26 protein-coding genes and 4 pseudogenes are annotated in these 25,934 nt (G+C 42.0%); 26 read left to right on the top strand and 4 right to left on the bottom strand.

Annotated features, from left to right (window positions below):
* Positions 1-8 precede the first annotated feature (8 nt).
* Both JCM19055_RS18665 and JCM19055_RS30335 read left to right on the top strand, forming a co-directional pair.
* Positions 9-872: a MetQ/NlpA family ABC transporter substrate-binding protein gene (locus JCM19055_RS18665; RefSeq protein ID WP_042360822.1), complete on the top strand. Its 864-nt coding sequence runs from the start codon at positions 9-11 to the stop codon at positions 870-872.
* Positions 873-1,008: 136 nt separating this feature from the next.
* On the top strand, positions 1,009-1,131 hold the full coding sequence (locus tag JCM19055_RS30335) for a hypothetical protein (RefSeq protein ID WP_265182348.1): 123 nt from the start codon (positions 1,009-1,011) through the stop codon (positions 1,129-1,131).
* 3 nt (positions 1,132-1,134) lie between these two features.
* On the opposite strand, the gene JCM19055_RS18670 is transcribed toward JCM19055_RS30335, so the two are convergent.
* The 3 genes from JCM19055_RS18670 to JCM19055_RS30340 are packed head-to-tail and all read right to left on the bottom strand — an operon-like array spanning position 1,135 to position 2,223.
* Positions 1,135-1,731 (bottom strand): tetratricopeptide repeat protein, encoded by a 597-nt coding sequence (locus JCM19055_RS18670; protein WP_193745504.1) that lies wholly within the window; start codon positions 1,729-1,731, stop codon positions 1,135-1,137.
* Complete coding sequence (locus JCM19055_RS27660) at positions 1,658-2,047, bottom strand: hypothetical protein (protein ID WP_265182349.1); 390 nt, start codon at positions 2,045-2,047, stop codon at positions 1,658-1,660. Before JCM19055_RS27660 ends, JCM19055_RS18670 begins: the two co-directional genes overlap by 74 nt.
* Positions 2,048-2,097: 50 nt before the next feature.
* Positions 2,098-2,223 carry a hypothetical protein gene (locus tag JCM19055_RS30340; protein WP_265182350.1) on the bottom strand — a complete coding sequence of 42 codons (126 nt, stop codon included), beginning with the start codon at positions 2,221-2,223 and terminating at the stop codon, positions 2,098-2,100.
* Between the two features lie 267 nt (positions 2,224-2,490).
* Between JCM19055_RS30340 and JCM19055_RS18680 the strand changes: the two genes are divergently transcribed.
* The 15 genes and pseudogenes from JCM19055_RS18680 (at position 2,491) to JCM19055_RS24610 (ending at position 16,907) form a co-directional block, all read left to right on the top strand.
* Positions 2,491-2,775: a hypothetical protein gene (locus JCM19055_RS18680; RefSeq protein ID WP_042360825.1), complete on the top strand. Its 285-nt coding sequence runs from the start codon at positions 2,491-2,493 to the stop codon at positions 2,773-2,775.
* A gap of 20 nt (positions 2,776-2,795) precedes the next feature.
* Positions 2,796-3,347: an alpha/beta hydrolase gene (locus JCM19055_RS18685; protein ID WP_042360826.1), complete on the top strand. Its 552-nt coding sequence runs from the start codon at positions 2,796-2,798 to the stop codon at positions 3,345-3,347.
* A 106-nt stretch (positions 3,348-3,453) separates the two neighbouring features.
* Positions 3,454-4,074 (top strand): NAD(P)-dependent oxidoreductase, encoded by a 621-nt coding sequence (locus JCM19055_RS18690; protein ID WP_042360852.1) that lies wholly within the window; start codon positions 3,454-3,456, stop codon positions 4,072-4,074.
* Positions 4,075-4,329: 255 nt separating this feature from the next.
* On the top strand, positions 4,330-5,739 hold the full coding sequence (gene nhaC, locus JCM19055_RS18695) for a Na+/H+ antiporter NhaC (protein WP_042360827.1): 1,410 nt from the start codon (positions 4,330-4,332) through the stop codon (positions 5,737-5,739).
* Between the two features lie 70 nt (positions 5,740-5,809).
* Positions 5,810-7,905: pseudogene (locus JCM19055_RS18700) on the top strand (sigma 54-interacting transcriptional regulator).
* Between the two features lie 159 nt (positions 7,906-8,064).
* Positions 8,065-9,423, top strand: a complete 1,359-nt coding sequence (locus JCM19055_RS18705) for an aspartate aminotransferase family protein (protein ID WP_042360828.1) — start codon at positions 8,065-8,067, stop codon at positions 9,421-9,423.
* A gap of 22 nt (positions 9,424-9,445) precedes the next feature.
* Positions 9,446-10,318 carry a C45 family peptidase gene (locus JCM19055_RS18710; protein ID WP_042360829.1) on the top strand — a complete coding sequence of 291 codons (873 nt, stop codon included), beginning with the start codon at positions 9,446-9,448 and terminating at the stop codon, positions 10,316-10,318.
* A complete protein-coding gene (locus JCM19055_RS30350) occupies positions 10,300-10,551 on the top strand; it encodes a hypothetical protein (protein WP_042360830.1) in 252 nt (83 codons plus the stop codon). Before JCM19055_RS18710 ends, JCM19055_RS30350 begins: the two co-directional genes overlap by 19 nt.
* Positions 10,538-11,950: an NAD-dependent succinate-semialdehyde dehydrogenase gene (locus JCM19055_RS18720; RefSeq protein ID WP_081833825.1), complete on the top strand. Its 1,413-nt coding sequence runs from the start codon at positions 10,538-10,540 to the stop codon at positions 11,948-11,950. The genes JCM19055_RS30350 and JCM19055_RS18720 overlap by 14 nt, the downstream gene beginning before the upstream one ends.
* A 20-nt stretch (positions 11,951-11,970) precedes the next feature.
* Complete coding sequence (locus JCM19055_RS18725) at positions 11,971-13,494, top strand: GNAT family N-acetyltransferase (RefSeq protein WP_042360832.1); 1,524 nt, start codon at positions 11,971-11,973, stop codon at positions 13,492-13,494.
* Between the two features lie 14 nt (positions 13,495-13,508).
* Positions 13,509-14,615, top strand: a complete 1,107-nt coding sequence (gene ald, locus JCM19055_RS18730) for an alanine dehydrogenase (RefSeq protein WP_042360833.1) — start codon at positions 13,509-13,511, stop codon at positions 14,613-14,615.
* A 115-nt stretch (positions 14,616-14,730) separates the two neighbouring features.
* Complete coding sequence (locus JCM19055_RS18735) at positions 14,731-15,075, top strand: PadR family transcriptional regulator (protein WP_042360834.1); 345 nt, start codon at positions 14,731-14,733, stop codon at positions 15,073-15,075.
* A complete protein-coding gene (locus tag JCM19055_RS18740; RefSeq protein ID WP_042360835.1) occupies positions 15,068-15,718 on the top strand; it encodes a permease prefix domain 1-containing protein in 651 nt (216 codons plus the stop codon). The genes JCM19055_RS18735 and JCM19055_RS18740 overlap by 8 nt, the downstream gene beginning before the upstream one ends.
* Positions 15,719-15,730: 12 nt before the next feature.
* A complete protein-coding gene (locus JCM19055_RS24605; protein WP_052366530.1) occupies positions 15,731-16,339 on the top strand; it encodes an iron-containing alcohol dehydrogenase in 609 nt (202 codons plus the stop codon).
* Positions 16,340-16,373: 34 nt separating this feature from the next.
* A complete protein-coding gene (locus tag JCM19055_RS24610) occupies positions 16,374-16,907 on the top strand; it encodes an iron-containing alcohol dehydrogenase (protein WP_265182353.1) in 534 nt (177 codons plus the stop codon).
* A 30-nt stretch (positions 16,908-16,937) separates the two neighbouring features.
* Here JCM19055_RS24610 and JCM19055_RS18750 read toward each other — a convergent pair whose 3' ends face one another.
* A complete protein-coding gene (locus tag JCM19055_RS18750) occupies positions 16,938-18,005 on the bottom strand; it encodes a hypothetical protein (RefSeq protein WP_042360836.1) in 1,068 nt (355 codons plus the stop codon).
* Between the two features lie 121 nt (positions 18,006-18,126).
* Between JCM19055_RS18750 and JCM19055_RS18755 the strand changes: the two are divergent.
* From JCM19055_RS18755 to JCM19055_RS18780, 9 genes and pseudogenes are all read left to right on the top strand, one after another.
* Positions 18,127-19,561 (top strand): annotated as a pseudogene (locus JCM19055_RS18755) (YdiU family protein).
* 96 nt (positions 19,562-19,657) lie between these two features.
* Positions 19,658-20,248 carry a hypothetical protein gene (locus tag JCM19055_RS24615; RefSeq protein ID WP_052366532.1) on the top strand — a complete coding sequence of 197 codons (591 nt, stop codon included), beginning with the start codon at positions 19,658-19,660 and terminating at the stop codon, positions 20,246-20,248.
* Positions 20,249-20,271: 23 nt separating this feature from the next.
* Positions 20,272-20,637 carry a hypothetical protein gene (locus JCM19055_RS24620; RefSeq protein ID WP_052366533.1) on the top strand — a complete coding sequence of 122 codons (366 nt, stop codon included), beginning with the start codon at positions 20,272-20,274 and terminating at the stop codon, positions 20,635-20,637.
* Positions 20,618-20,815 (top strand): hypothetical protein, encoded by a 198-nt coding sequence (locus tag JCM19055_RS27665; RefSeq protein WP_052366534.1) that lies wholly within the window; start codon positions 20,618-20,620, stop codon positions 20,813-20,815. Before JCM19055_RS24620 ends, JCM19055_RS27665 begins: the two co-directional genes overlap by 20 nt.
* Positions 20,816-20,837: 22 nt before the next feature.
* Positions 20,838-21,767, top strand: coding sequence for a Z1 domain-containing protein (locus tag JCM19055_RS24630; protein WP_052366535.1), 930 nt, complete (start codon positions 20,838-20,840; stop codon positions 21,765-21,767).
* A 78-nt stretch (positions 21,768-21,845) separates the two neighbouring features.
* Positions 21,846-22,810: pseudogene (uvsE, locus tag JCM19055_RS18765) on the top strand (UV DNA damage repair endonuclease UvsE).
* 88 nt (positions 22,811-22,898) lie between these two features.
* A complete protein-coding gene (gene paaD / locus JCM19055_RS18770; RefSeq protein ID WP_265182354.1) occupies positions 22,899-23,408 on the top strand; it encodes a 1,2-phenylacetyl-CoA epoxidase subunit PaaD in 510 nt (169 codons plus the stop codon).
* Between the two features lie 75 nt (positions 23,409-23,483).
* Positions 23,484-24,032 carry an NUDIX domain-containing protein gene (locus JCM19055_RS18775; RefSeq protein ID WP_042360837.1) on the top strand — a complete coding sequence of 183 codons (549 nt, stop codon included), beginning with the start codon at positions 23,484-23,486 and terminating at the stop codon, positions 24,030-24,032.
* A 152-nt stretch (positions 24,033-24,184) separates the two neighbouring features.
* Positions 24,185-25,905, top strand: a pseudogene (locus JCM19055_RS18780) (ABC transporter ATP-binding protein).
* The last annotated feature ends 29 nt before the right edge of the window (positions 25,906-25,934 follow it).

Genomic DNA, 25,934 nt, shown 5'->3' on the forward strand with positions numbered 1-25,934 from the left:
GATTCACCATGAAAAAACTTACGACACTAGTTGCAATACCTGCTCTATTATTAGCTGCATGTGGAACATCTGAAGATCAACAAGAAACAGATTCAACCGAAGAAACGACGGAAAGTGCAGAAGAAGCAACTGAGGTAAGTGAAAAAGTTACTCTAGACGTTGCTTCCTTAATTCCTCCAATGACTGAAATTCTCGAACTAGTTGAACCAGAACTGGCTGAAGAGGGCATTGATCTAAATGTTGTTGTACTTGGAGACAATATTCAACCGAATGATGCTTTGCATCATGAAGAAGTAGATGCGAACTTTTTCCAACACGTTCCGTTTATGGAAGAGTACAACATTAATAACGATGCATCTCTAGTACCTGTGGAGCCAATTTATTTCGCTAATTACGGTGTGTATGCTGCTGATTATGAATCGATGGACGAACTTCCAGAAGGTGCAACGATTGCAATTGCAAATGACATCTCTAATATTGACCGTTCGCTACAGCTACTCGCACAGCATGACGTTATTGAGCTAGAAGAAACAGATGAGCGTTATTATACACAGTCTCATATTAGCGAGAACCCGAATGATTACAACTTTGAAGAAGTCGATTTGCTTATGCTCGCCAGAATGTATGACGATGCAGATGCGGTTGTCATAACTCCGGCTTATGCTGAGCCGTTAGGATTAACTCCTGCAAATGACGCGCTTCTCACTGAAGGCACAGAAAATGAATTCGCAATTACACTTGTCGCTCGTGAAGATAACGTAGACGAAGAGGCAATTCAAACACTCGCAGAGGTGATGACGAGTGACATCGTTCGTGACTTTCTAGAAGAAAATTACGACGAAACAGCAATCCCTGCTTTTGATCATGAATAGAAAACGAATGACTTGGATGAATTTCCAAGTCTTTTTTTTGTTGTTTTTGTATTCAAAAGTAAGCAAAATCATTGTATTTATCTAGTAGAAACTGGTATCGTAATTCTAACTAATTGAGAAAATGTGAGGTGCAACGATGAAAATTGCGCTACTTATGGTAGTTAGTATGTTGTCAGTTGTCATTGCAAGTCACGTAGAACCATCCAGTGAAGAAGTCATCCAAGCAGCCGATGAAAAAGACGATGAAGGCACTTTATAAATGTTACTCTACAATGTTTTTCTTCTGCCGCTTTGCCAGTGACAAGTAGTCATAGGCTTTCTCGTAATTGCTATTGACATAGTAATAATCGGATACCTCGTGAGCCAACTCAATGAGCTCGATTTGGATTCCGAATTTCTTTAATAGCTGAAAACCTTCCCAAATCATCCCATCATGAAAAGGCTTATATAAGAACACACCTCTAGAGATCATGCTTTTAGCACGAAACTCTTCATATCGATTGTGATCTTTTGTAAGTGCTTCTTCAATTTTATGTAATAACTGATCTCCTTCTTTTTGTTTACCTTGTCGAAAGCACGAATTTGCAAGCCGATAGAGGGTATCCGCTTGGAATTCTAGTCGTAATTCTTCATCAACGTTCAAAGCATTCTTAAATCCATGTTCTGCATCATTGTTGTAATGAAAAAGGTAGTCATTTTTAGCGATGCTTTGATATAAAACTGCACGTTGGCGGTCTTTAAGTCCTTGAATGGTAAGTGCATCTTCGAATGTGGATTTTGCTTTTTCATAATAGCCAGTTTTTGAATAGATGTTCCCGATCAGCACTAGCGCACGGACGGTTTTTTTTCGTAGATGCATGACTTTTCTTATATGTGTCGTAGGCTTTGATCGCATAGTTTAAGGCTGTTATGCTTTCTCCTAAATGATGGAATGTGTTCGCTTGTCGAAGATAAAAGTTTGCTTGATCGATATCGCATAACACACCAAGCTGTTTTTCAGCGGCAGTGTAATGCTTTAACGCTTTATAATAGTTTTTGGAGTGATTAAGGAGCGTCCCTTCCATATAATGATAAAGGTACATTAATGTTTGTTCTGAATCCTTTTCTGAAGAAGGTTGCTCTTGAAAAGGTTCATTTGGATGGTCGTTTTGTTTTTTCGTTTTTTTTGAGAGCATCATTTGGTGTTTAGAATAAAGCAAGTTGTAGTATGATTTTGTTTGTGGATCTAACTGTAGAATGGTAGATTTTCAGTAAGTTGATCTCGGATCTGAGCGGCTTTTTCAAGATCGTTAAGAGATAAACAATGTAGCCAAGATCCTAAGTCTTTTATGATTTCGTATTCTTCAGTCAAGTTGAAATACTCCTTTCCTGTGTCATTCCATGAATAATCGCACTTTCTATATATTTAACTAGCATAATACAACAAAAATCTCTCGAATAAAATATATTCTGGTAGTTTAAGGAATATTAGATAGGATTCGACAGCGGTTGTCTAAAACGAGACTGAACGATGTCGTAATTTAAATGGAGGATGAATTTTGTCTAACGAAGTAAACGTTTATAAGGAGGAATAATAGGGCGAACGAAACGCTACTTATTTATCGAGGGAGGTAGTGCGATGAAGCATTCTCTGAGTGAAATTGCATTTGATGGCAGAGTTTATCGTTGGCAAAAGTGGCTTGGGGTGCTCTTTTTCGTTGTAATTGTGTTAACCATTGGCTATTTTACAGATTTGATAGCGGTATTGTATGCAGCAACTGTTTTATCTTCGCTCGTTGCATCTACTATTCTCCTTTTAGCGATCCTATTATATCGCCATTACAAACCTCGAGGAGAGGTAATTAAAGATGGTGTTAGTCTTGCAGTTTGTGTGATAATTTTTATCGTTTTTTTGAATCTCTAACATGAAAGTGGGGAATTAAAGTGACTAAACAAGTGTTATTTATTCATAGTGCAGGCCCGCAAAATGCCCACGAAGGAAGTGACGCTTTAAAGGGGTCACTTGTTCAACAATTAGGCAATGACTATGAATGGATGGCCCCGCCAATGCCGTTCCCAGAAGATCCTAAATACGCTCAATGGAAAGCCGTTCTAGATGAATCCTTTGCATCTATGCATGACGGCGTAGTTTTAATCGGGCATTCGTTGGGTGGATCGGTTTTGTTGAAATACCTCTCTGAAGAAAAGTGTCATGTATCCATTTCTGCTTTGTGTTTAATCGCATCGCCATTTTGGGGTGTGGCTGATTGGAGACGAGAGGACTTTGTGTTATGTGAGGACTTCGGTACGAGGTTGCCAACCATTCCTCACATGTATTTCTATCAAAGCAAAGATGATGACCAAGTGCCGGATACACATATGGTGTATTATGCAGAGAAAATCCGAAGCTTAAATCCGAGACTGCTTTCAGGAAAGGATCACCTGTTTCAAGACGGCTTGCCTGAATTGGTTACTGATTTAAAACAGCTGCAATAAACACTGTTCGAAGCTTCATTGTTGATTCACGTAAGGTGTTCGTTCTAAACTAAGAAAGAAGCACAGTTTAATCGCATCGTAGAGGCATAGAGGAGGAATAATGCGCATGAACTGTTTAATTTTAGGCGCTACTGGAAGGGTAGGAAGTCATGTCGTAAATCATGCACTTCAAGAAAACTACCGCGTGACGGTCTTGGTACGAACACCAGAGAATGCCAAGACTGAGCATGAAAACCTAACGATTATAAAAGGAAATGTCTTAAATAAAGATGATATTACTCATGCAATCGAAGGTGTGGACGTTGTCATTAGTGCACTCAATACAGATGGATCAACAACGCTGTCGGAGAGCATGCCACTCATCATAGACGCTATGAAAGGACAAGGGGTAAGGCGAATCATTACGGTAGGTACAGCTGGGATTTTACAAAGTAGAACATCACCTGAATTGCTTCGTTATCAATCGAGTGAATCAAAGCGTAAGCTAACTCGAGCAGCAGAAGACCATCACCGAGCATATGATTTTTTGAAGGCATCAGGTCTTGATTGGACGATCGTTTGCCCAACCTATTTACCAGATGGGGAGTACACTGGACAGTATCGAGTAGAACGTGACTTCTTGCCAGAAGGTGGAGCGAAAATATCCGTGCCTGACACAGCGGAATGTACCTGGAAGCAAGTCGAATGTGATAAGTACATAGGAGCTAGAATCGGACTAGCTTATTAGAGATAGGGATTTCATTCATGTTTATGTGCATACATTAAGCTCGCAATTTACTTAGAGTACTAGAACGTGTTGATGAAAAAAGCCTCAAAGATTGAGTAGTCGTAAATGAAAGTTAAGAATTATGCACGCAGTTCTGATTATGCAAAAATGCATAATTAGAACTGCGTTTTTTCTTGATGGGACTGTAAAAGTAAGTTGGCAAGTTTTTGCAGGTTCAATTCTCTTAAAAAGATACACGCAAAAGGAGAGAAGGGAATGAAAGAAGCAAAGCAACCGACATTGCTCATAGCGTTATTGCCAATTGCTTTTATGATTGTTGCATTGGTCGTTGCGATTGGGGGATACGGTGCAGACCCACACTTTCCACTGTTTATTAGTGCAGTAGTTGCCGTCATCATTGCGATGGCTCTAGGTCACACGTGGAAAACATTAGAATCGGGGATGTTAAAAGCTATTGGACTTGCCATGCAAGCGATCATCATTTTAATTATTATCGGAACGATTATCGCGTATTGGATTGCCGGGGGAATCGTACCAACGATGATTTATTACGGGTTGAGTATTCTATCTCCTGGCTATTTTCTTGTTGCTGCTTGTATTATCTGTTGTGTCGTTTCGTTAGCTGGCGGTAATGCCTGGACGGCCGCGGGTACGATCGGTATTGCTTTAATGGGTGTTGGTGAAGGACTCGGAATGAATCCAGCGATGGTTGCAGGTGCAATTATTTCAGGTGTTTACTTTGGAGATAAAATATCACCGCTCTCTGAGACGACGAACTTAGCGCCAGGGGTGCTCGGGGTGAATTTGTTTGAGCACATACGTCATCTCCTTTATACGACGATTCCCGCACTGATTATTTCGTTGATCATTTATACGATTATGGGCTTTTTCTTACATCAATCTGGATCGGATACGTCTCAAATTGCTTATCTGCAACAAAATTTAACAGAATTGTTTACGATCACACCGTGGTTACTTCTTGTTCCTCTGATCGTTATTATTCTCATGATCATGAAAACCCCTGCAATTCCGGCACTCGTCATCGGTTCAGTACTTGGGCTAATCTGTGCTATTTTTGTTCAAGGGGTAGCGTTTGAAGATACAATCGGCATGCTTGTTGAAGGTTATGTCGTCGAAACGGGTGATGAGGCTGTCGACAACTTGTTAACAAACGGTGGCGTTGAAGCGATGATGTGGACCGTTTCGTTAATTATCATTGCGATGAGCTTTGGAGGAATATTGGAGTCCGCAGGGTTTTTCAAGGCGATTGTTGAAAGTCTGATGCGTCTTGCAAAATCTACAGGAAGTTTAATTGCAACGACAGTTGCCACTGCGTTTGCATCGAATGTCGTTGGGTGTGATCAATATTTGAGTATTATTTTACCGGCGCGAATGTATGAAGGTGAATACAGAAAACGTCGCTTGAAATTAAAGAACTTATCACGGACGGTTGAAGATGCAGGGACGATGACATCACCATTAATTCCTTGGAACACGTGTGGAGCGTTTATGTTCGCAACGCTTGGTGTAAGCGCGTTTAGTTATGCGCCGTACGCATTCTTGGCGTTGTTAAGTCCGATTGTAGCGATTATTTATGGCTATATTGGCTTTACAATTGAGTATGAAGACGATGAACCGACGACAGAAAGTAAGCAAGCTAGTTAGATAATTTATCAACAATTCTAACAATCTCTCTACTTTTTTTAGTATACTGATAGAAAGGGAGAGTTTTGTTATGTTAATGGAACAACTGCGACCAATTTACACCATTCCTGAACATTCCGATGAAATAACAGAATACTTGCAAGAGTGCAAAGAGCCGTTCCTTTTCTTGGAAAAGGATAATCAACTGCAAGCCTATGTCGAGTTGAAAGATAGTGACGGCATTCAGTCGCGCAAAGACTTAGAGTTAGTTTCTACATCCATGCACAATGTCGGGGTGATTCAACCGGATCAATCGTTTACACTTCCATTGATATTTCATTTAATGGGTGAGCCGATTGTGATTGTTCATGATGAATCAGAGTCACCAATTGGATTCATTGAACGAGAAGATGTGTTAATTGAGCTGTTTCAACGAGAACATCATAACGCGAATCTACTAAAAATTCTGTTGTCTTCGATTCCAATGGGCATGTTCATCGTTGATAAAAATGAACGAATTATGAATAGTAATGATAAGGCGCTGCAGATGATTCGGTCGACACATAAACAAGTCGTCGGTAAATCAGCTGGTGAAGTGTTTCAACAAGATCACGTACATCGTGTGTTTACATACGGTGAAACGCTTCTGAATCAAATTCTCATTACAGATGAAATGGGAATCCTCGTCGACTATAGCCCGATTAAGAATGGAACCGGAGAAGTAGAAGGGGCAATAATCATCGTTCAAGATCTGCCAATGTTGAACAGATGGCAATGGAAATAGAATTTGTGAAAGACTTGAACCGGGACTTAAATGCGATTTTGTCCACGATGTATGATGAAGTGTTAATTGTTGATAAAGATGGCACATTGCTACGCCATAGCGACAAGTATATTGAAGGATTATGGCCTGATGGGATCGATGCGCTCGTTGGTAAGAATTTATTAGAAGTTGATTTACAAGGGTTACCTCCATCGGTGACAAAGCTCGTCTTAAAACAACAAAAGAAAGTGTCTGTCGTTCAAGAGATTCCTTCGGGTGACAAAGTGCTTGCGATTGGAAACCCTGTATTTAATGCAAGAGGGGAACTTGAGCGAATTATTATTGCCTCGAGGGACATAACAGAGAATATTCAGTTGAAATCAGAGTTGAGGCAAACGAAGGCCATCTCGAATCGTTATAAGGAAGAACTAGAAAGTCTAAAGAATCAACAAACCCCAAAGCATACGCTTATTTACGCTAGTGAGAAGATGGAAAGAATCATGAAGAACATCGAAAAATTATCAATGTTCTCGTCGACTGTCCTCATTCACGGGGAAACGGGTGTTGGAAAAGAACTGATTGCGAAATCCATTCATGAGAAAAGTGCAAGAAGTAGCGAACCGTTTTTAGCGCTAAATTGTGGCTCTATTCCTGAATCACTCCTCGAAAGTGAGCTGTTCGGTTACACGAAGGGATCATTCACTGGTGCTGATTCAAAGGGAAAGCCGGGCTATTTTCAGCAGGCAGATCGCGGTGTGCTTTTTCTAGATGAAATTGGTGATATTCCAATGTCATTACAAGTGAAGTTGCTTCGTGTCTTGCAAGAAGGGGAAGTCGTGCCAATTGGTTCACAAACGCCAATTCCTGTTGATGTGCAGATTATTGCAGCCACGCATAGGAATTTGGATGAAATGGTACAAGAAGGTAGTTTCCGTGAAGATTTGTTTTACCGCATTAATGTCGTGCCCATCCATGTGCCACCATTACGAGAGCGACCTGATGATATACCACTGTTAGCGTACCACTTTATACGAAAGCTAAATGAGCGTTATCAGATGCGCCATTCGTTCTCGCCCGATGCACTTAGCTTACTTGAGACGTACGTATGGCCTGGGAATATTCGCGAACTTCAAAATGTCGTCGAGCGATTGTTCGTGACTGCAGACGATGATTTAATTTCTGCAGAAGCAGCTAGTCAATTTTTACGTGTCGAAAAAGTGATTAAACCGTCAACAACTTCACCGGTCTTGGCTTCTGTTATGCCTTTAAATGACGCAAAGCAACTCATTGAGAATCAGTTATTGCGTCTTGCGATGGAACAATTTAAGACAACGACAAAAGCTGCGAGAGCATTAGGAATTAGTCAATCGGCTGTTAGTCGAAAATGGGCAAAGCTACAAAGCGAAACACCTGCAAGAGAGTAAGGCGTGCAGGTGTTTCGTTTTACATGTATGCACCGAATCATCATTTATGCAATTATGCATAAAGTGAAGTGGGTTTATGCGTGATTGAGTAAGGTTTTGTGTTGGCATAAGAATTGCATTTTAACTAGGTATAGATTGCATACTTAGGAGGCGTTTTTCATGGTTAAAACGGTAGCAAGCGATGTTCATACATTAATTGAGCAAGATAAAAAGCACTATATTCATCCGACATCATCACCGAAGCTGCAACAAGAAGAAGGAACGCCGCTTATTTTCACGAGTGGCGAAGGTGTCTACGCCAACAGTAAAGACGGAAAGCGATATTTTGACGGCTTATCTATGCTTTGGAACGTAAATATCGGCCATGGTCGTAAAGAACTTGCGACAGCGGCGTATGAACAAATGACTCAAATGGCTTATGCTTCTTCTTTTAAAGGGTACTCAAATGAACCGGCGATTAAATTAGCAGAGAAACTAGCAAGCATCTCACCAGGCGATTTAAACGCAGTGTTTTACACGTCGGGTGGTTCAGAGTCAAATGATACGGCGTTTAAATTAGCACGGTTTTATTGGGCGCAAAAGAACAAGCCGAAAAAGCGCAAGATTATTGCATTAGAAAATGCGTACCACGGTGTAACAATTGGTGCACAAACGGCAACGGCAATCCCGTTGTTCCATAACTTCTCAGAGTCAGGGATTGCAGATGTTCTCCATGCGAAAGCTCATATTACTGCTTGTGAAAGCGGTGACAAAAATGACTCGGATTATGAGTTATCGATTCGCGCGACGATTGAGCGTGAAGGTGCCGATTCCATTGCTGCTGTTATATTGGAGCCTGTTCAAGGTTCTGGCGGTGTGTACATTCCACCTGCAGGATATTTGGAAGCAGTACGAGCACTGTGTGATGAGCATGAAATTTTGTTCATTGCAGATGAAGTCATTTGTGGGTTTGGACGTACAGGCAAGATGTTTAGTGTAGAGCATTGGGGTGTTACACCAGACATGATGAGCATCGCAAAAGGAATCTCGAGTGGCTATGCCCAATTAGGTGGGGTCATGGTTAACGATGCAATTCATACGGTTATTAACGAATATGACGGTGTATTGGCTCACGGGTTTACGTACAGTGGACATCCGACGGCTTGTGCGGTTGCGTTAAAGAATATTGAGATCTTAGAAAATGAGAAAATCGTAGAACATACTGCTCAGATGGAAAAAGAGTTACTTGCACAATTAAAGAAACTTGAAGAAAAACATGCTCACGTTGCCAATAGTCGTTCGATCGGTATGTTAGCGGCATTTGAAGTCGTAAAGAATGCTGAAACGGGAGAACGCTTCGCTGAAGATGTTGCACCTGCAGTCAAAGTCGTTGATGAATGCTTTGAACGCCAACTTATTTTACGAGCATTAGGTCCCAATCGAGATGTAATTGCCATTGCACCGCCGTTAACGATTACTAAAGAAGAGATTGTGGAAATGATTTCGATCATCGATGAGGCATTAACAGCCTCCTTTTAATCCATGAAAAGGAAGTGAGCGGATGATTAAACGTTTAACGTTAGCAGGTTCTGCAAAAGAAATCGGTAAGAAACACGGTGAGCTTGGAAAAGAGCAAGTTGTACAAAGTTTGGATTTATACGAGCGTCTTTTCCATGGATACCAAAATATCACGTGGCAAGAAGCGCGTGAGCGGGCGCTCGTTCACGTAAAAGCGATTGAAAAGCACGATCCATCGATGTTAGAAGAAATTGAAGGTATTGCGTCAGGTGCTGGAGTTGATTTTGAAGACATTTTAGCGTTAAATGCGCGAAGTGAAATTGCTCTAGCAGGTAGTGGACCGAGTTTTTCAGATGGCTGTACAGCGATGTCTGTGTATCCGCCGTTAACCAATGACACGATCATTGCACAAAATTGGGACTGGAAAGGGGAACAAGAGAAAAGCTTGTTACTCCTTGATATCGAAGCGGTTAATGCGCCAAAAATTACGATGGTAACTGAAGGTGGCATGATCGGCAAAATTGGCTTTAATGAAGCGGGGGTTGGGATTTGTTTTAACGCTCTCATTACAGACAAAAAGTCTGATCAGTTGCCAATTCATCTCGGATTACGGGCTGTGCTCAATTCTTATAGTATGAGCGAAGCCATTGCGAAGATTAAGCAAAAACAAATCGCGGCAGCAGCAAGTTTTCTTATTGGTTATGACAATGGCAAAGACGCTGGAATGAGTGTCAACGTTGAAGTATCACCTTTTGGAATGGATTACGTGAGTGGTGAAGACGGCAGGCTTGTTCATACGAACCATGTACTATCACAGAAAGTATTGCAAGATTTAACCGATATGAATGAGTTGCGTTTTGAAGATTCAATGCTTCGTAAAAACGTGCAGAACAGCTTATGCTCGGCGCGCTCGTAGATAATGAGCGTATTGATGAAGACACTTTTAAATCATGGCTAGGTGATACGTACAACGCACCGAATGCAATCAATCATTTCAAAAACAAAGCGGCACCAACGCATCGACAGATGGAAACGGTCTTTTCTGTTGTGATGAACTTATCAAAGCGTACGATGGATCTTTGTGTCGGCAAACCTAGCGAAAATGAATTTGTATCGATTACTCAGGAGGGGCATTATGGCGTACATTAATGGAGAATGGTTGGAAACGACTGATCAAGAGAATGTGTATAATCCAGCAACAGGAGAGGTCATCGGCTCTGTCTCTGTCGTTGGCGCAAACGAAACGAAAGAAGCGATTCAAGCTGCCAGTGAAAGCTTCAAAACGTGGCGTAAGCTACCGGGTGCAACGAGAGGTGCCTATATGGCAAAAGCAGTTGAGATTATGCGCTCTCGTGCAGACGAATTGGCTAATACGATTACAAAAGAAAATGGTAAGCCACTTGCTGATGCAAAAGGAGAAGTCACGAGTGGAATTAACTACTTAGAGTGGTATGCAGAAGAGGCGAAGCGTGTGTATGGCGATGTTGTACCAGCATCTCATGAAGACAAGCACCTTATGGTTCTTCGCCAACCTGTCGGAGTCGCAGCGGCAATTACGCCATGGAACTTTCCTTTTTCAATGATTACGAGAAAAATTGCTCCAGCATTGGCTGCGGGGTGTACGGTCGTATTGAAGCCTGCACCGGCTACACCACTTTCTGCGATTAACGTATTTGAATGTTTCCATGAAGCGGGAGTGCCTGCAGGAGTTGTGAATTTAGTCATTGGAGATGCAGAAGCGATTGGTAAAGAAATGACGAGCAGCACGGATGTGCGTAAGTTGACGTTTACGGGTTCAACGGCTGTCGGTAAGATGCTCATGCGTGATTCTGCGGCGACAATGAAACGCATGAGTATGGAGCTTGGCGGTCATGCCCCTTTTATCATCTTTGAAGATGCGGATCTTGAAGCAGCGGCAAACGGTGTGCTCATGTCTAAGTTTAGAAATGCAGGTCAGACGTGTATTAGCACAAACCGTGTTTACGTTCAACAATCGGTTGCTTCAGAGTTTGGAGATCTTTTAGCGCGTAAAGTATCAGAGTTAACGGTTGGTGATGGGACGAAAGAAGGTGTAGATGTCGGTCCTCTAATTAACGATGGTGCGGTTCAGAAAGTAAATGAACATGTTCAAGATGCTTGTTCTAAAGGTGGCAAAGTCTTAAGTGGAGGGAACATCATCGAAAGTGATGGGAATTTCTTTGAACCGACAGTCATTCAAGGAGCAACCGACACCATGCGGATTGCGACTGAAGAAACGTTCGGACCGGTCGCGCCGATCTTCTCATTTGAAACGACGGAAGAAGTCATTGAACGGGCAAATAACAGCCGTTATGGATTAGCAGGGTATTGCTTTACGAATGATCTTAGTCGTGCATATGAAGTGATGAATGAACTTGAATACGGCATTGTTGGCATTAACGACCCGACTCCAATTACCGTTCAAGCCCCATTTGGTGGAATAAAAGAAAGTGGAACAGGCAAAGAAGGCGGCAAATATGGGCTTGACGACTATCTTATCGAGAAATTTGTGTCCATAAAAACCAACTAACTCGTGATGGAGGTTGCTTTATGAGTCGTGAACCCAAAATCATCGTTAGGCAGACGACGTTTGCTGATATCGATCAAATCATTACTGTAAATGCGATTGGCTTTGGTATTCCTGAAATCGCTTTTAAAAGAAAACACTTTGAAAGCCAGTTGCGAACATTCCCAGAAGGTCAAGTCTGTGTCGAATACGACGGTAAGATTATCGGTTCTTGCTCAAGTTTAATTATCGATTTTGATGATTATGGAGAAGACCATCGTTTTGAAGACATCGCCGATGACGGATATATTCGCAACCACAATCCGAATGGTCGACATTTGTATGGCATTGAAGTCGTCGTACATCCAGACTATCGCCATATGAAAATTGGCCGTCGCCTATACGAAGCAAGACAACGGATTTGCCAATTATTTAATCTTGAAAGCATTTTATTTGGCGGACGATTGCCGAACTATCATAAGTATGCGGATCAATTTAGCGCAAAAGAGTATGCTGAAGAAGTGATTAAGAAGAATATTTACGATCCAGTATTAACGTTTCAATTATCGCACGGATTCAAATTGCGAAAAGTTTTAGCGAGCTACTTGAAACATGACCGTGAATCGTTAGAGTACGCGTCACTCATGGAATGGAAAAATCCTCATTATGTACAGCCTGATGAGGCGTTGTATCAACGTTCATTGCCTGTGACATTTGCAGCAAGCCAATATGAACTATCTCAAATTTCATCTTTTGAAGATTTTGCGATTCATGTGGAGAATGACGTGCAGATCGCATTGGAACACCATGCGCAAGCGATCGTATTTCCCGAATTGTTAACGTTGCAATGGTTATCGTTCAAAGAAGAAACCATTCCAAGCAAGCAAGCGAGAGCGGTTGCTGAAGATTACGAGAACTACCGTTCATTGTTTCATACTCTTGCAGTTCGTTATAACATGAACATTTTTGCAGGTTCAACTTTTGTAAAAGACGAAGGAACGCTTAAAAATCGAGCACACCTTTTTCACCGTAATGGGACGGTTGATGTTCAAGACAAACTGCATATAACTGTCGAGGAAGAACGGAAGTATGGTGTAGCACCTGGAGATGAATTAAACATCTTTGAAACGGACTTTGGCAAGGTGTCGCTCATGTTAGGGTATGATTTGCAGTTCCCAGAAATTGTAAGGTTGGCAGTCGAACGTGGTGCACACTGGGTAGTCGTACCTTTCGCAGGCTCAACCCAAGCGTCGTCACTAGAAGTGGAGCGAATTGCCAAAGCACGCGCAATCGAAAACCAAGTTTTTGTTGTCACATCGTCACTCGTTGGCAGAGTGCCAACTGTGAGTCAGAGCAAAACGTATCACGGAGTAACAGGCATCTACTCGCCACTTGCACCGCAACTTTCAACTACCGGTGTGCTAATTGAATCGAACGTTTCAACTGGAGATGTACTCGTTGCAACAACAGATAAAGAAGTGCTCCGCCGTGAGAGAATCAACGGTAGTTGGAGTCAGCGACGCCAGAGTTTGTATAAGGCTTCTGATCTTGAAGTCGTTCATCCTTAAGGAGGATTAAGTTTATGCGTATTGGAATTCCAAAAGAAGTAAAGAACAACGAAAACCGTGTGGCCATTACACCAGCGGGTGTTAGTCAATTGAAGGCAGCAGGACACGACGTACATATTGAGACGGAGGCAGGAGTTGCTTCTGGTTTTTCGGACCAAGAGTATCACGTAGCCGGTGCTGTTATTGAGCCAACTGCAGCTGATGTTTGGAAGATGGAAATGGTGATGAAAGTTAAGGAACCAGTTGCAAGTGAGTATGAGTATTTCTATGAAGGGCTGATTTTGTTTGCCTATCTACATTTAGCAGCAGAGCCTGAGCTTACATCAGCTCTCGTTTCAAAGAAAGTGACAGCAATTGCATTTGAAACGGTAGAAAGTGATAAAGGAACGCTTCCGCTTCTTACACCGATGAGTGAAGTGGCTGGACGGATGGCTTCTCAAATTGGCGCTCAGTTTCTTGAGAAGCCTAAAGGCGGGAAGGGAATTTTATTAAGCGGAATTCCTGGTGTGCCTCGTGGTAAAGTAACTGTCATTGGTGGTGGCGTTGTTGGGACTAATGCAGCCAAGATTGCAATCGGTCTTGGAGCAAGTGTGACAATTCTAGATACGAACCCTGTTCGTTTGCGTGAATTAGATGAGTTGTTTGGTAACCAAGTAACGACTGTGATGAGTAACCCCGTCAGCATTCACGAAAACGTCATTGATTCAGACCTTGTTATCGGAGCCGTATTAATTCCAGGTGCAAAAGCACCTCGTCTCGTCCGTGAATCAACAGTTCAGTTAATGAAAGCTCATTCTGTCATTGTTGATGTGGCAATTGATCAAGGTGGAATTTTTGAAACGGTTGACCGTGTATCTACACACGATGATCCGACGTATACAAAGCACGATGTCGTTCATTACGCTGTTGGGAATATGCCAGGGGCAGTGCCGAGAACGTCTACGATTGGATTAAGTAATGTGACAATTCCTTATGCTGTTCTAATCGCTAATGATTTAGATGGAGCATTACTTCACAATGTGAATTTACGTAAAGGTTTAAATACGTACCGAGGCCAAATCACATACGAAGCGGTTGCCACAGCGCACGGAAGTAAGTACGAGCCATTTGCAACGGTATAAACACATGGTTTTAACGGGTCACACGAAGGGTTATACCTTTCGTGTGATTTTTTGTGCAATATTACTTTGACACAAATAGTAATGTTGCATATAATGTATTTTAGGAGGTGAGGTTATGTCTGGAATTTCTACTGATTTGATCCGAGGACATACGGTCACAATTATTCTAAATATACTTCGTCAAGGAGATAGCTATGGCTATGACATTTATAAGAAGATCATTCAATTGAGTGACGATCAATACGAGCTCAAAGAAGCTACGCTTTACACGGCCTTTCGTCGACTTGAGAAAGAAGAGTTGATCACGTCTTACTGGGGCGATGAAACGCAAGGTGGGCGAAGGAAGTATTATCGTTTAACACCAGAAGGAGAAGAGCGGTATGAACAAAATCGACAAGATTGGGATTTTGCAAAAGAAGTCATCAATCAACTTATTAAAGGAGAGATTCTACATGACTGATGCGTTAGATAGAAAGATTGAGACGTACATCAATCATCTATTTAAAAATGTTGGAAGTAGTCAAGAAGCCTATGAAATGAAAGAAGAATTGTTTTCCAACATGAAGGAGAAGATAAGTGACTACAAGTCACGTGGCCTAGAAGAAGATCAAGCGTTTAAGGAAGCGAAAGCATCACTTGGGGATTTAAGTGGTCTAATTGAAGATTTGCAACGATCTTCACAAGAAGAAGCGAAACACAACATGTATTCATCAAAGTCTGCGCGCATTTCAAAAGTAGGGATTGTCGCTTCTGCAGTCCTCATTCTATTCGGTACTCTAACGTCGTTAATGCTCGTGTTTATGGATCTTGAGTCTGTCTCTGTTGTTGGACCGAACATTTTTACAGTTTCAGGTGGTGCACTTCTTGTCTATAGCATCCTAACTATTGAGACTACAAAAAGATATGCCATGCATCAAGGTCGTGCAGCGCTCTATGCTTTAGCAGTTGGTACGATGTTGTTCGCGGTGTTTGTTGGTTTCTCTGCAGGTGCTGCAACTGGAGAAATGTTCATTGCCATTTCTTCACTTATGGTGTTCTTAATCGCTGGTTTTGCTTTGTGGCTCGGTCTTTTACTATCAGGAAGGTCACGGAAGAAACAATAAGGAGTAGGTGCGATGCTTTCATTTTCTCATCAAAGCTCGACGAAACTAATCGTTGGGACCGACTCAGTTGAACGAGTAGGAAAAGAAATTCGCCAAGTAGGTGGTACGCGAGTTCTGCTTCATTACGGCAGCGATCGCATTAAACAAAATGGATTGTATGATCAAATCACCCAGTGGTTACAACGAGAACAAATCTCCTATGTAGCACTTGGTGGTGTGAAACCAAATCCGACACGCTCGCTTGTTCTCGATGGCATTGAGCTTTGTCGGGAGGAAAACGTAGATTTCATTCTTGCTGTCGGCGGTGGAAGTGTCATAGATTCAGCTAAGGCAATTGCAGTGGGCGTGGAGTATGAAGGTGACGTATGGGACTTCTTTAGTGACCAAGCGTCTGTGACGAAGGCACTTCCGATCGGTGCCTTGGTCACGTTACCTGCATCGGGTTCTGAAGCGAGTGCGGATTGTGTTCTCACTCACGATACGTTAGCGTCAAAGCGAGATATGGAGAGCAATGACTACATTCGCCCACAGTTTGCACTTTTAAACCCTGATTTTACGAACAGTTTGAGTAAGAAACAACTTGCGATCGCCTGTACAGATATTTTTTTCACATGTGTTTGAACGGTATTTTTCACAGCTTGAGCCCTTACCCTTTGTGCGAGAATGGCAAGAAGCGACATTGCGATCTATTGTTTCTGTAGCGAAAGATTTAGTTGAAGGTACAGACGGCGAGAGGACGCGTACGGAAATGATGCTACTTGCTACGGTGGCCCACAATGATTGGTTAAGTTTAGGTGGTATTGAAGGGGATTGGTCAAGCCATGCGATTGAACATGAACTCAGCGGCAAATACGCGGATCTTCCTCACGGTACAGGACTTGCAATCGTGATGCCTGCATGGATGAAATACGTGTACAAAACACACCCGGAACGATTCGCGGCGTTTGCTCATAACGTGTTCTCGGTTATACCAACTTCAGATGTTACCGTCGATGCCTACGAAGGAATTAAGCAAGTAGAGGCGTTTCTTACGACGATTGGAATGCCAACAAGCTTACAAGCTGCTAATCTTGCTGCAGAAGGATTCGAAGAAATGGCGAAAAACGCCACTTTATATGGTCCGATCGGTGACCTAGAACAATTACATGATAAAGATATCATACAGATCCTAACCCTTGCACAGAAATAGCCATTCCACTATTGGAATGGCTAGTTTTCATTAATGTTCAGGTTGATTTGCATGGGGATCACGATCTTCAAGCAACGGGAAATCGAGAATTTCTTGATTGCCTTCATCAACAAGCCTTGCATTGGTCGCATTAAAGTCGAGTGCGGTTAGAAATACGGCATATTCAAATGCTTGTTGTTGTTCCTCATCCCACTCACTCTCATCGGTAATTGAATAATGAAGTTGTGCTTTACCGTCGTCTTCGATCCAAGCGTCATGCAATTCGATAACGTCTGAAATTGGTGATTCATAATAAGCTCCGCCTTCAAATGTCTGCAACTCACGAAGGACTTCTCCGAAGTCTTCACTTATAATCGGATCGTCCGTTACTCTTGAAGGTATGAATACATTCTCATATTCACTATCTTCTGAGGAAATAGTTGGTCGATAATAACCGATTCCTTCTTCAAGCTCTACAGGTACTTCTTCCATTTCAGCAAGAGGATCTATCAGTACGCCAGGCTCGTCTCCGGTGTAGAAGTTCATTTGTTCTGCGCCAAAGCCGTCACTTACAGCGTGCAACATTTCCATAAACCCACGACTCTCGGTAGAAGCCATGCTTATAGGAGCTGTAGAAAGATCATCAGAAAATGTGAAATGAATAACATCATCTTCATCAATTTCTATGTTCGTCACGTACTCTGTAATGTTACCTTGAGTTCGATCGCTCGACGTAAATGAAGCTAGAAGTCGATGATCTAGATCCGATGCCGATGCAGTAATTGTCATCAAGGGTATTAATCCATATTCTTCATCAAAGAACTGATCATGATTCAATACGATATTCTCTGTAAAATAGTGTTCATCATGTTCGACAGACTCCTCTTCATTCGCTTCATCAACTTCATGACCTGGCGTTTCTGCGTTGTCTTCATCAGGATCTGCATTGACAGCCTCTTCTTCGACAGGCTCGGGATCTTCATCAGGATCTAGATCTTCATCGCTTGCTTCAGTCGTCTCAACGGGTTCATTTGTCGTGTTTTCGCCTTCTTGTGTATCACAAGCCATCGTTAGAAGGAAAGGTAAAGTTGGAACAAAGGCCATAATTTTCTTGTTCAAAATCTTCCCTCTTTTCTACGCTTTTACTCATCGATTCCCTTTGAATTCAACCGATAAACGCAATCCCTTGATTTGTGATACGATACGGGAAACGATTCGTAACGAAAGAGGGATCTAAGTGATGTGGAAGTTCGACCATAGTTATTTGCAGTTACCAGAAACGTTCTATTCTAAGGTAGAGGAAACACCAGTCCAGTCCCCTAAGATGTTTATGTGGAATGATGAATTAGCGAAAGAAATCGGTCTCGATGACCTTCATGAACAAGAAAAGGTCGATGTTTTTTTCAGGAAGCGAGCTACCGGAGTCATCAGCAAAGATTGCCCAAGCATACGCAGGTCACCAATTTGGCAATTTCACTATGCTCGGAGATGGTCGTGCGCTGCTCATCGGTGAACAACAAAAACCGAATGGCGAGCGCGTTGACATTCAGTTAAAAGGTTCCGGACGTACGCCATATTCTAGAAGTGGCGATGGTCGTGCCGCGTTAAAACCGATGCTTCGAGAATATGTGATCAGCGAAGCGATGCACGGCTTAGGAATCCCAACGACTAGAAGTTTGGCGGTTGTTACAACAGGTGAGCTTGTCCATCGAGAGACCGCGTTACAAGGTGCAATTTTAACCCGCGTTGCGAGCAGTCATTTGCGTGTCGGTACGTTTGAGTACGCCCGAGCGCTAAAAGACGATTCAATGCTAAAAGATCTTGCAGACTATGCGATTCAACGTCATACCCCGCAATTTCAAGATGAGGACAACCGTTATGCTTATTTTCTTGACGAAGTGATCAAGCGTCAGGCGAAGCTCGTTAGCAAGTGGCAACTTGTCGGATTTATTCACGGTGTAATGAACACAGATAATATGACGATTAGTGGAGAAACAATTGATTATGGACCATGTGCATTCATGGATACGTACGACCCGAGAACGGTGTTTAGTTCAATTGATCAAGACGCACGCTATGCTTATAGCAATCAACCGTACATGGCAAATTGGAATTTGGCTCGTCTTGCAGAGGCGTTAGTTCCCCTTCTAAGTGATTCACAGCAAGAAGGTGTTGAGGTCGCACAAGAAGCCATCGGCCGTTTCAAAGACTTGTATCAGATTGAAATGATTCAAGGTATGCGTTCGAAGCTTGGGCTAATGAGTGAGGAAAGTGGAGACGGTGAGCTTATTGGAGAACTGCTGTCGCAAATGGAACAACGTAAGACGGACTTTACGAATACGTTCCGTGCGTTAACACTACGAGAGTGGGCTGAAACAGGGTTATATGGGACGAAGCGTTTTGATGATTGGCTTGAGAATTATGAAGCGCGTCTCTCGCGTCAAGAAGCGACTAAAGAAGAAGTCATGTCACAAATGAAACGAGTTAACCCAGCGATTATTCCGAGAAACCATATTGTAGAAGATGTGTTACGCCATGCAAATCAGGGGGATTCATCACACCTCATTCAATTTGTTGAGGCGCTAAAGGATCCGTACTCTTATTCAAGTGATCACGATCTGTACACAAAACCGCCAGAAGGTCATCAGCCGTATACAACGTACTGTGGGACGTGAATTTGAACAGGGGTAGATGAGTGGACTCATCTACCTGATTTGTGATGCGTGTTATGATGTTCGTCTGTATATGTTAAGTGAACAGGGGATTTGACTATGAACTTTTACTCGCAATTACGAGCGAATCAACATTACAATAACGAACTTGAACAAGTCATCTTTCGTACGTATCATAAATTAGCTTCAGAAGCGACATCTTCAAATCGACCAGGTATGCTACTTGGAAACATTCAATCTGGGAAAACGAGAGCATTTATCGGTGTAATTGGTGTAGCATTTGATCGGGATTACGACCTAGCAATTGTATTAACAAAGTCATCAAATGCTTTGCTAAAACAGACGTGTCAACGGTTAATGAGCGAATTCCATGATCCGATTGAAAACGACCAAGCGAGAGTGTACGACATTATGAAGCTACCAAATCGCATTCGAAAGTATGAACGTAATCAAAAACTCATGCTCGTCGTAAAGAAGGAAACGAAGAATTTAGACCGATTACATGAGCTGTTTTTTGAGACGCATCCAGAACTCAAAGATAAACGTATTTTATTTATTGATGATGAAGCAGATTATGCAAGTGTTTCATATCATCATAATCAAGCTTCTAACATTACGGAATTACGAGTCATCTCTCGAAACTTGATCAACTTCGAAAGGGTCTATCGTATTCTTCTTATTTACAAGTAACTGCCACGCCGTACTCGTTGTACTTGCAACCTGAGGACCGTACGGTTCATGAACAAAAGAGTTACCTGCCTATTCGTCCAGCGTTTACTGAGATTGTGCCGATTCATGATCAGTATATTGGAAGTAAAACGTATTTTGATAGCGAATTATCAAACACGTTATTCTGGCCAGTGAATGAACAAGAAATAGAAGTCCTAAAAAAACAAGATCGTAGGCGCGTGAAGGAAACGACACTTTTAACGACGGGTAATGTGAAAGGACTGCGTCATGCGTTTATTAATTTTATCACCGCAGCTGCAGTTCGGTGGGAACAACAGCGACACGCCAATGAGCGTTGGAAGAAGTATTCGTTTCTGATTCACACAGACCGTGGGAAAAAAAGCGCATGAGTGGCAGGCGGACGTTGTCATAAAGATGGAAGAACAATTTCGCCAGCTCATGCACGGTGATGAGTTGGCATTTCAGAAAATCGTGCATGAGTCATATGAACATGTGATTCAATCGACGACACGTTTTAAGCCTACCTTTGAGCGCGTGTACGAGTGTGTGAAAAAAAGCTTTAAATGATGAGCATGTCGTAACGGAGGTCGTGAACTCAGAACAAGATGTGGAGAATTTGCTCAATAAGCAAGGTGAATTGCGATTGCATGCGCCACTTAATATTTTCATAGGTGGTCAAATTCTTGATCGTGGAATCACCGTTCAAAACGTCATTGGGTTTTATTACGGTCGAAATCCGAGGAATTTTCAACAAGATACGGTGATGCAGCATTCAAGAATGTACGGTGCAAGAGCAATCGACGACGTTGTTGTAACGAGGTTTTATACGACGCAAAAAATCTACAACGTGATGAAGCGGATGCATGAATTTGATTCTGAGTTACGCAGGTCACTTTCTAAAGAAGGGGAAGACCAGCAAGTCGTCTTTATAGAAAAAGCTGAGAACGAAGAACTGATTCCTTGCAGTCCGAACAAGTTATTGCTTTCTGAATTACAGACGTTGGCACCTCATAAGCGGATTTTGCCGACAGGCTTTCAAACGGATTATCGTACGAAGATTATTCCGCACGTAAAACGAATCGATCGGTTATTGCTTCCTTTTGAGGATAAGCAGGTTGGGAAGCTTTCGCTTTCTGCGGTCTCTAACATTTTTGATTTGATCAGTGAAACGCTCGTCATGGATGAAGGCTATTCTTTTCACGTTGATGATGTAAAGGCGATGATTGCGTATGCGGCAAAGAAAGATTTTGCTCACATTGTCGTAAAAACGAATCGTAACATCCGACGACTCACAAAAACAGGAGTATACGAGACATCACCGGACACAGCGAGTACAAAGAGCAGTGAATTAAGGGTTGCTCGTCAGTTAGCGAAAACAACACCAGCGATTATTTTCTTGCGTCAAAATGGAAAGGAAGAACACGGATGGAGTGGCACGCCATTTTGGTGGCCAGTTATTGTTCTGCCGAGCACGATGACATCGACGATCTATGCTAATAAAACGATCCAGACTCGTTAGAGTTTGGATCGTTTTATGTTCAATTGAATGGCAGTTATTTCTTCGGGCAAGCTATTCATAGACAAGGAGGTTCATGTCATGACACTCGTACGCCTAGGGTATGTAGCGATGAGTCAAGAACTCACGAACGCGTCACCATCTCAAACGATGACGTTTAAGCAGTTTCAATCAATTGATCACCGTGATGCAGCAATTCGAAAGTTAGAGCGAATTGCGTTATCGAATTTAGACAATACGTTGCGCATTTTAAAGCACAATAGAGCTTCTGATATTGCATTTTACCGATTAACGTCTAGGCTTATTCCACTTGCGAATCATGAAGAATTGCTTGATTGGAAATACATGCGTCCTCTTCGTGACAAACTTAAAGAGGTTGGTAAATACATTCATGAACATCAAATGCGCGTTGACTTTCATCCTGATCATTTCGTACTTTTGAATTCTCAAAAGAAGGAGATCTTTAAAGCTTCCCTTAAAACGCTCGGAATGCATTACAAGTTACTAAGAGGATGAACATTGACCCTACTCATCGATGTGTGATGCATGTGGGTGGTCTATACAAAGAGAAGGATCGTGCATTAGAACGGTTTATAGATAATTGGGGCGATGTGCCGTCTTCGTTACAGCAGATGATTATGCTCGAAAATGATGATAAATCGTTTACGTTAACTGATACGCTATATCTCTGTGAAAAACTACAGATTCCACTCGTATTTGATTACCATCACCATCTTGCGAATCATCATGATGAGCGTTGGGAAGATCATTGGGAGCGTGTTCTTTCGACGTGGGAGATGTCGCCTTTACCAGTGAAAATGCACATATCAAGTCCAAAAAGTGATGAACAATTTCGAGCACATCATGATTTTGTGCAACCAGACCTATTTTTCGAGTTTTTACATACGATTAAAGGAACTGTAAACCAAATTGACTGCATGATTGAAGCGAAACAAAAAGACAGTGCCTTGTTTACGTTAATGAATCATCTCAAACTAAGAGATGATGTGGAAATTATCGATGGCGCAAGCTTTAGAATGTTATGACTTTTTGTTGACAGCGTACTTCTTAATTATATAACATAATAGAAGAAGCCGTTTTGAAATCATGATATTTTAAGGTGGTGCAATCATTGTGAGTTCTACTCGTGAAGAAGAAGTGATGAAGGTTTTAGGTACGGTTGATGATCCGGAGCTTGCAGGAGTACGAATTCGAGATTTGGGCATGGTTCGTGAAGTTGCCGTTTGCGGTGAAGATGTACGCGTCATTCTCGTGCCAACATTTGTCGGATGCCCAGCACTCACGATCATTGAGAAGAACGTCAAAGAAGCGTTATGCACATTACCTTGGATCGCATCGTGTGACGTATCATTTTCGTTCGAAACGATGTGGTCAACCGAACAATTAACAGATGAAGGAAAAGAAAACTTGAAGAAAAATGGGATTGCGCCTCCTCCAACGGATTATGTGGAAGGTGAAGAATGGCACGTGGATTGTCCTTACTGTGATTCCCCGTATGTTTCGATGGATAACGTATTTGGTCCGACTGCTTGTCGTTCAATTTTATACTGTCGCAGTTGTCGGAATCCATTTGAAGCGATGAAGCCTGTTGTCCCTTTTACGTTAAACAACGCTCTTTCATAAGAAAGGGCTTTTTTTATTCCTTCTTTGTGATCCTATAGTACACTAGACAACAACGATGATTAAGGGGAGAACGTGATGGAATATCTTGATGTATTTGATGAGTTTTACAAGCATATCGGAGTTGAAGAACGAACGAAAGTTCATCAAAAAGGGCTCTGGCACCATACGTTTCATTGTTGGTTGATTAAGAAGGAACACGATGAGATGTACGTTCTTTTTCAAAAACGCTCGAACACAAAGGAAGACTATCCGAATTTGTTTGATATTAGCGCAGCTGGTCATCTTGAAGCAGGGGAAACGCCGAATGATGGGGTACGAGAAGTTGAAGAAGAATTAGGTTTGTCGTTCGCAATAGAAGAACTAGATTTCCTAGGTGTGATTCCAGTTGAAGCTTCGATGGGAATGGGGAAAATTGATCGAGAGTATTGTTACACGTACAGCAAACGAGTTGATGACCAATTGCTTAAGCAACTTAAGTTAGATACTAAGGAAGTTGAGTCTGTTTCATGGTTTTCTTTAAAAGAATGTGAACAGCTCTTATGTGACAACGAGGTTGACCCTCGTTTCGTTCCGCATCCGAAAGCTTACTATCAAAAAGTGATCGATGCGCTTTCTAAGATGTAAGGATCATTAGACGCACATCGTCAGCAGATTACAGAATTGACAGTTTTTTTCAGCGTGCTATACTTGTTCCAAAAGACACGTTAGCGCTTCGTCGTAGTGCATAATTGATGATCAGCTTTAACGTCGTGCCAATGGATTTACCGGGGGACATCATGAGAAAATTAATTACGTATTTAAAGCCCTATACATTAATTATCGCCTTAGCACTATTCATGATGGTTATAGAATTGACGGTTGAGCTTGCTCAACCGTTGCTTATTGCCCGAATGATTGATGAAGGATTGTCGTTGGAGAACTTAGCGTTGTCTTGCGATTAGGGTTGTTCATGGTCGCTTTATCGTTCGTGTCACTCGTTGCAGGAGTACTGAATTCCTTTTTAGCTGCACATGTTAGTCAACAAGTCGGTTGGCAATTGCGACAAGATCTCTTTACGAAGATTCAACGATTTTCTCTACATAACGTCACTCGTTTCAACAATGCGAAATTAACGACAAGGTTAACGAATGATGTCACTCAAATTCAGAATACGCTACTTATGTCAATGCGCATTATGGCCAGAGCACCGGCTTTAGTTGTCGGTGGTGTCATCATGGCTCTTGTTGTGAATTGGCGCATTGCGATCATCTTACTTATTACCGTTCCACTACTCTTCGTTTTACTACTTTGGCTATTTATCGCTGCTAGTTCACGTTTCCGTAAAGTCCAGCATCATTTAGATGAATTAAATACAATCGTCCATGAAAACATTCAAGCCATCCGTTTAATTAGAGCTTATGTGAAAGAACGCTCAGAACAAAAGCGCTTTGTTCAAGGAGCAAGCAAGTTACGTGATCAGACAATTTCTGCCTTTCGTTACGTTGAAGTGACGATGCCAATCATTCTTTTGTTAATGAATGTGAGCATCTTGGCAATTCTTTGGTTTGGTCAAGCGTATATTCAGACAGGTCAAGCAACGACAGGTGAAATTGTCGCCATCATTAACTATAGCACTCGTACAGCGATGGCTTTAGGAATTTTCTCGATGATTATTATGAACTTATCGAGAACAAAAGCGTCGAGTGCACGTCTATTTGAAGTGATGGAATCTCCAGTTGATGATTTAGAGAGCAATGTCCATCAAGGAGAAACTACAAAACTAAGCGGAAAGCTTGAATTTAGGAATGTGAGTTTCACCTACGATCCTAATCAGCCCCGTGTTTTAAAAAAGATATCGTTTACGATTAAGCCTGGTGAAAAGGTCGCCATACTCGGTGCAACAGGTTCAGGGAAAACGACGTTAATGCAGCTCGTCTCAAGGCTTTATGAACCGAATGAGGGAAGTATACTATACGACGATCAGCCAGGTTCAACCTATGCAACTTCTTCAATCCGAGCTCAAGTCGGGTACGTTGCACAACATGTGCATTTATTTTCTGGGCAGTTAAAAGAAGTTGTTGCCTTTGGCAAACAAAATGCGACTGAATCTGAGATCATAGATGCTTTAGAACGGGCTCAGTTATCTGAAACGATTGAAAAGCTACCAGAAGGAATCAAAACTAGAATTGGTCAAAAAGGGATCAACTTATCAGGAGGTCAGAAACAGCGACTCACCATTGCTCGGGCGTTACTACGGGATCCTGCAATTTTGCTGTTAGATGATAGTACGAGTGCATTGGATATGAAAACGGAGCATGCTTTCTTGCGTGCACTTGAAGATTTACGGTGTACGACATTGCTCGTAACACAAAAGGTCGCAACGACGAAGAAAATGGATCGAATTATGTTGTTAGACGATGGTGAATTAATCGCCACAGGTACTCACAAAGAGTTGTTAAAATCGAGTACGTTGTATCGAGAGATTACGAAGTCGCAACAAGATGGTGATCGTCTATGAAAACACAATTAAAAGCACCATTCAGCATG

Origin of the sequence: Geomicrobium sp. JCM 19055 (genome assembly GCF_000698185.1) — a bacterium.
In the GTDB taxonomy this organism is placed as follows: Bacteria; Bacillota; Bacilli; order Bacillales; family Marinococcaceae; genus Geomicrobium_A; species Geomicrobium_A sediminis.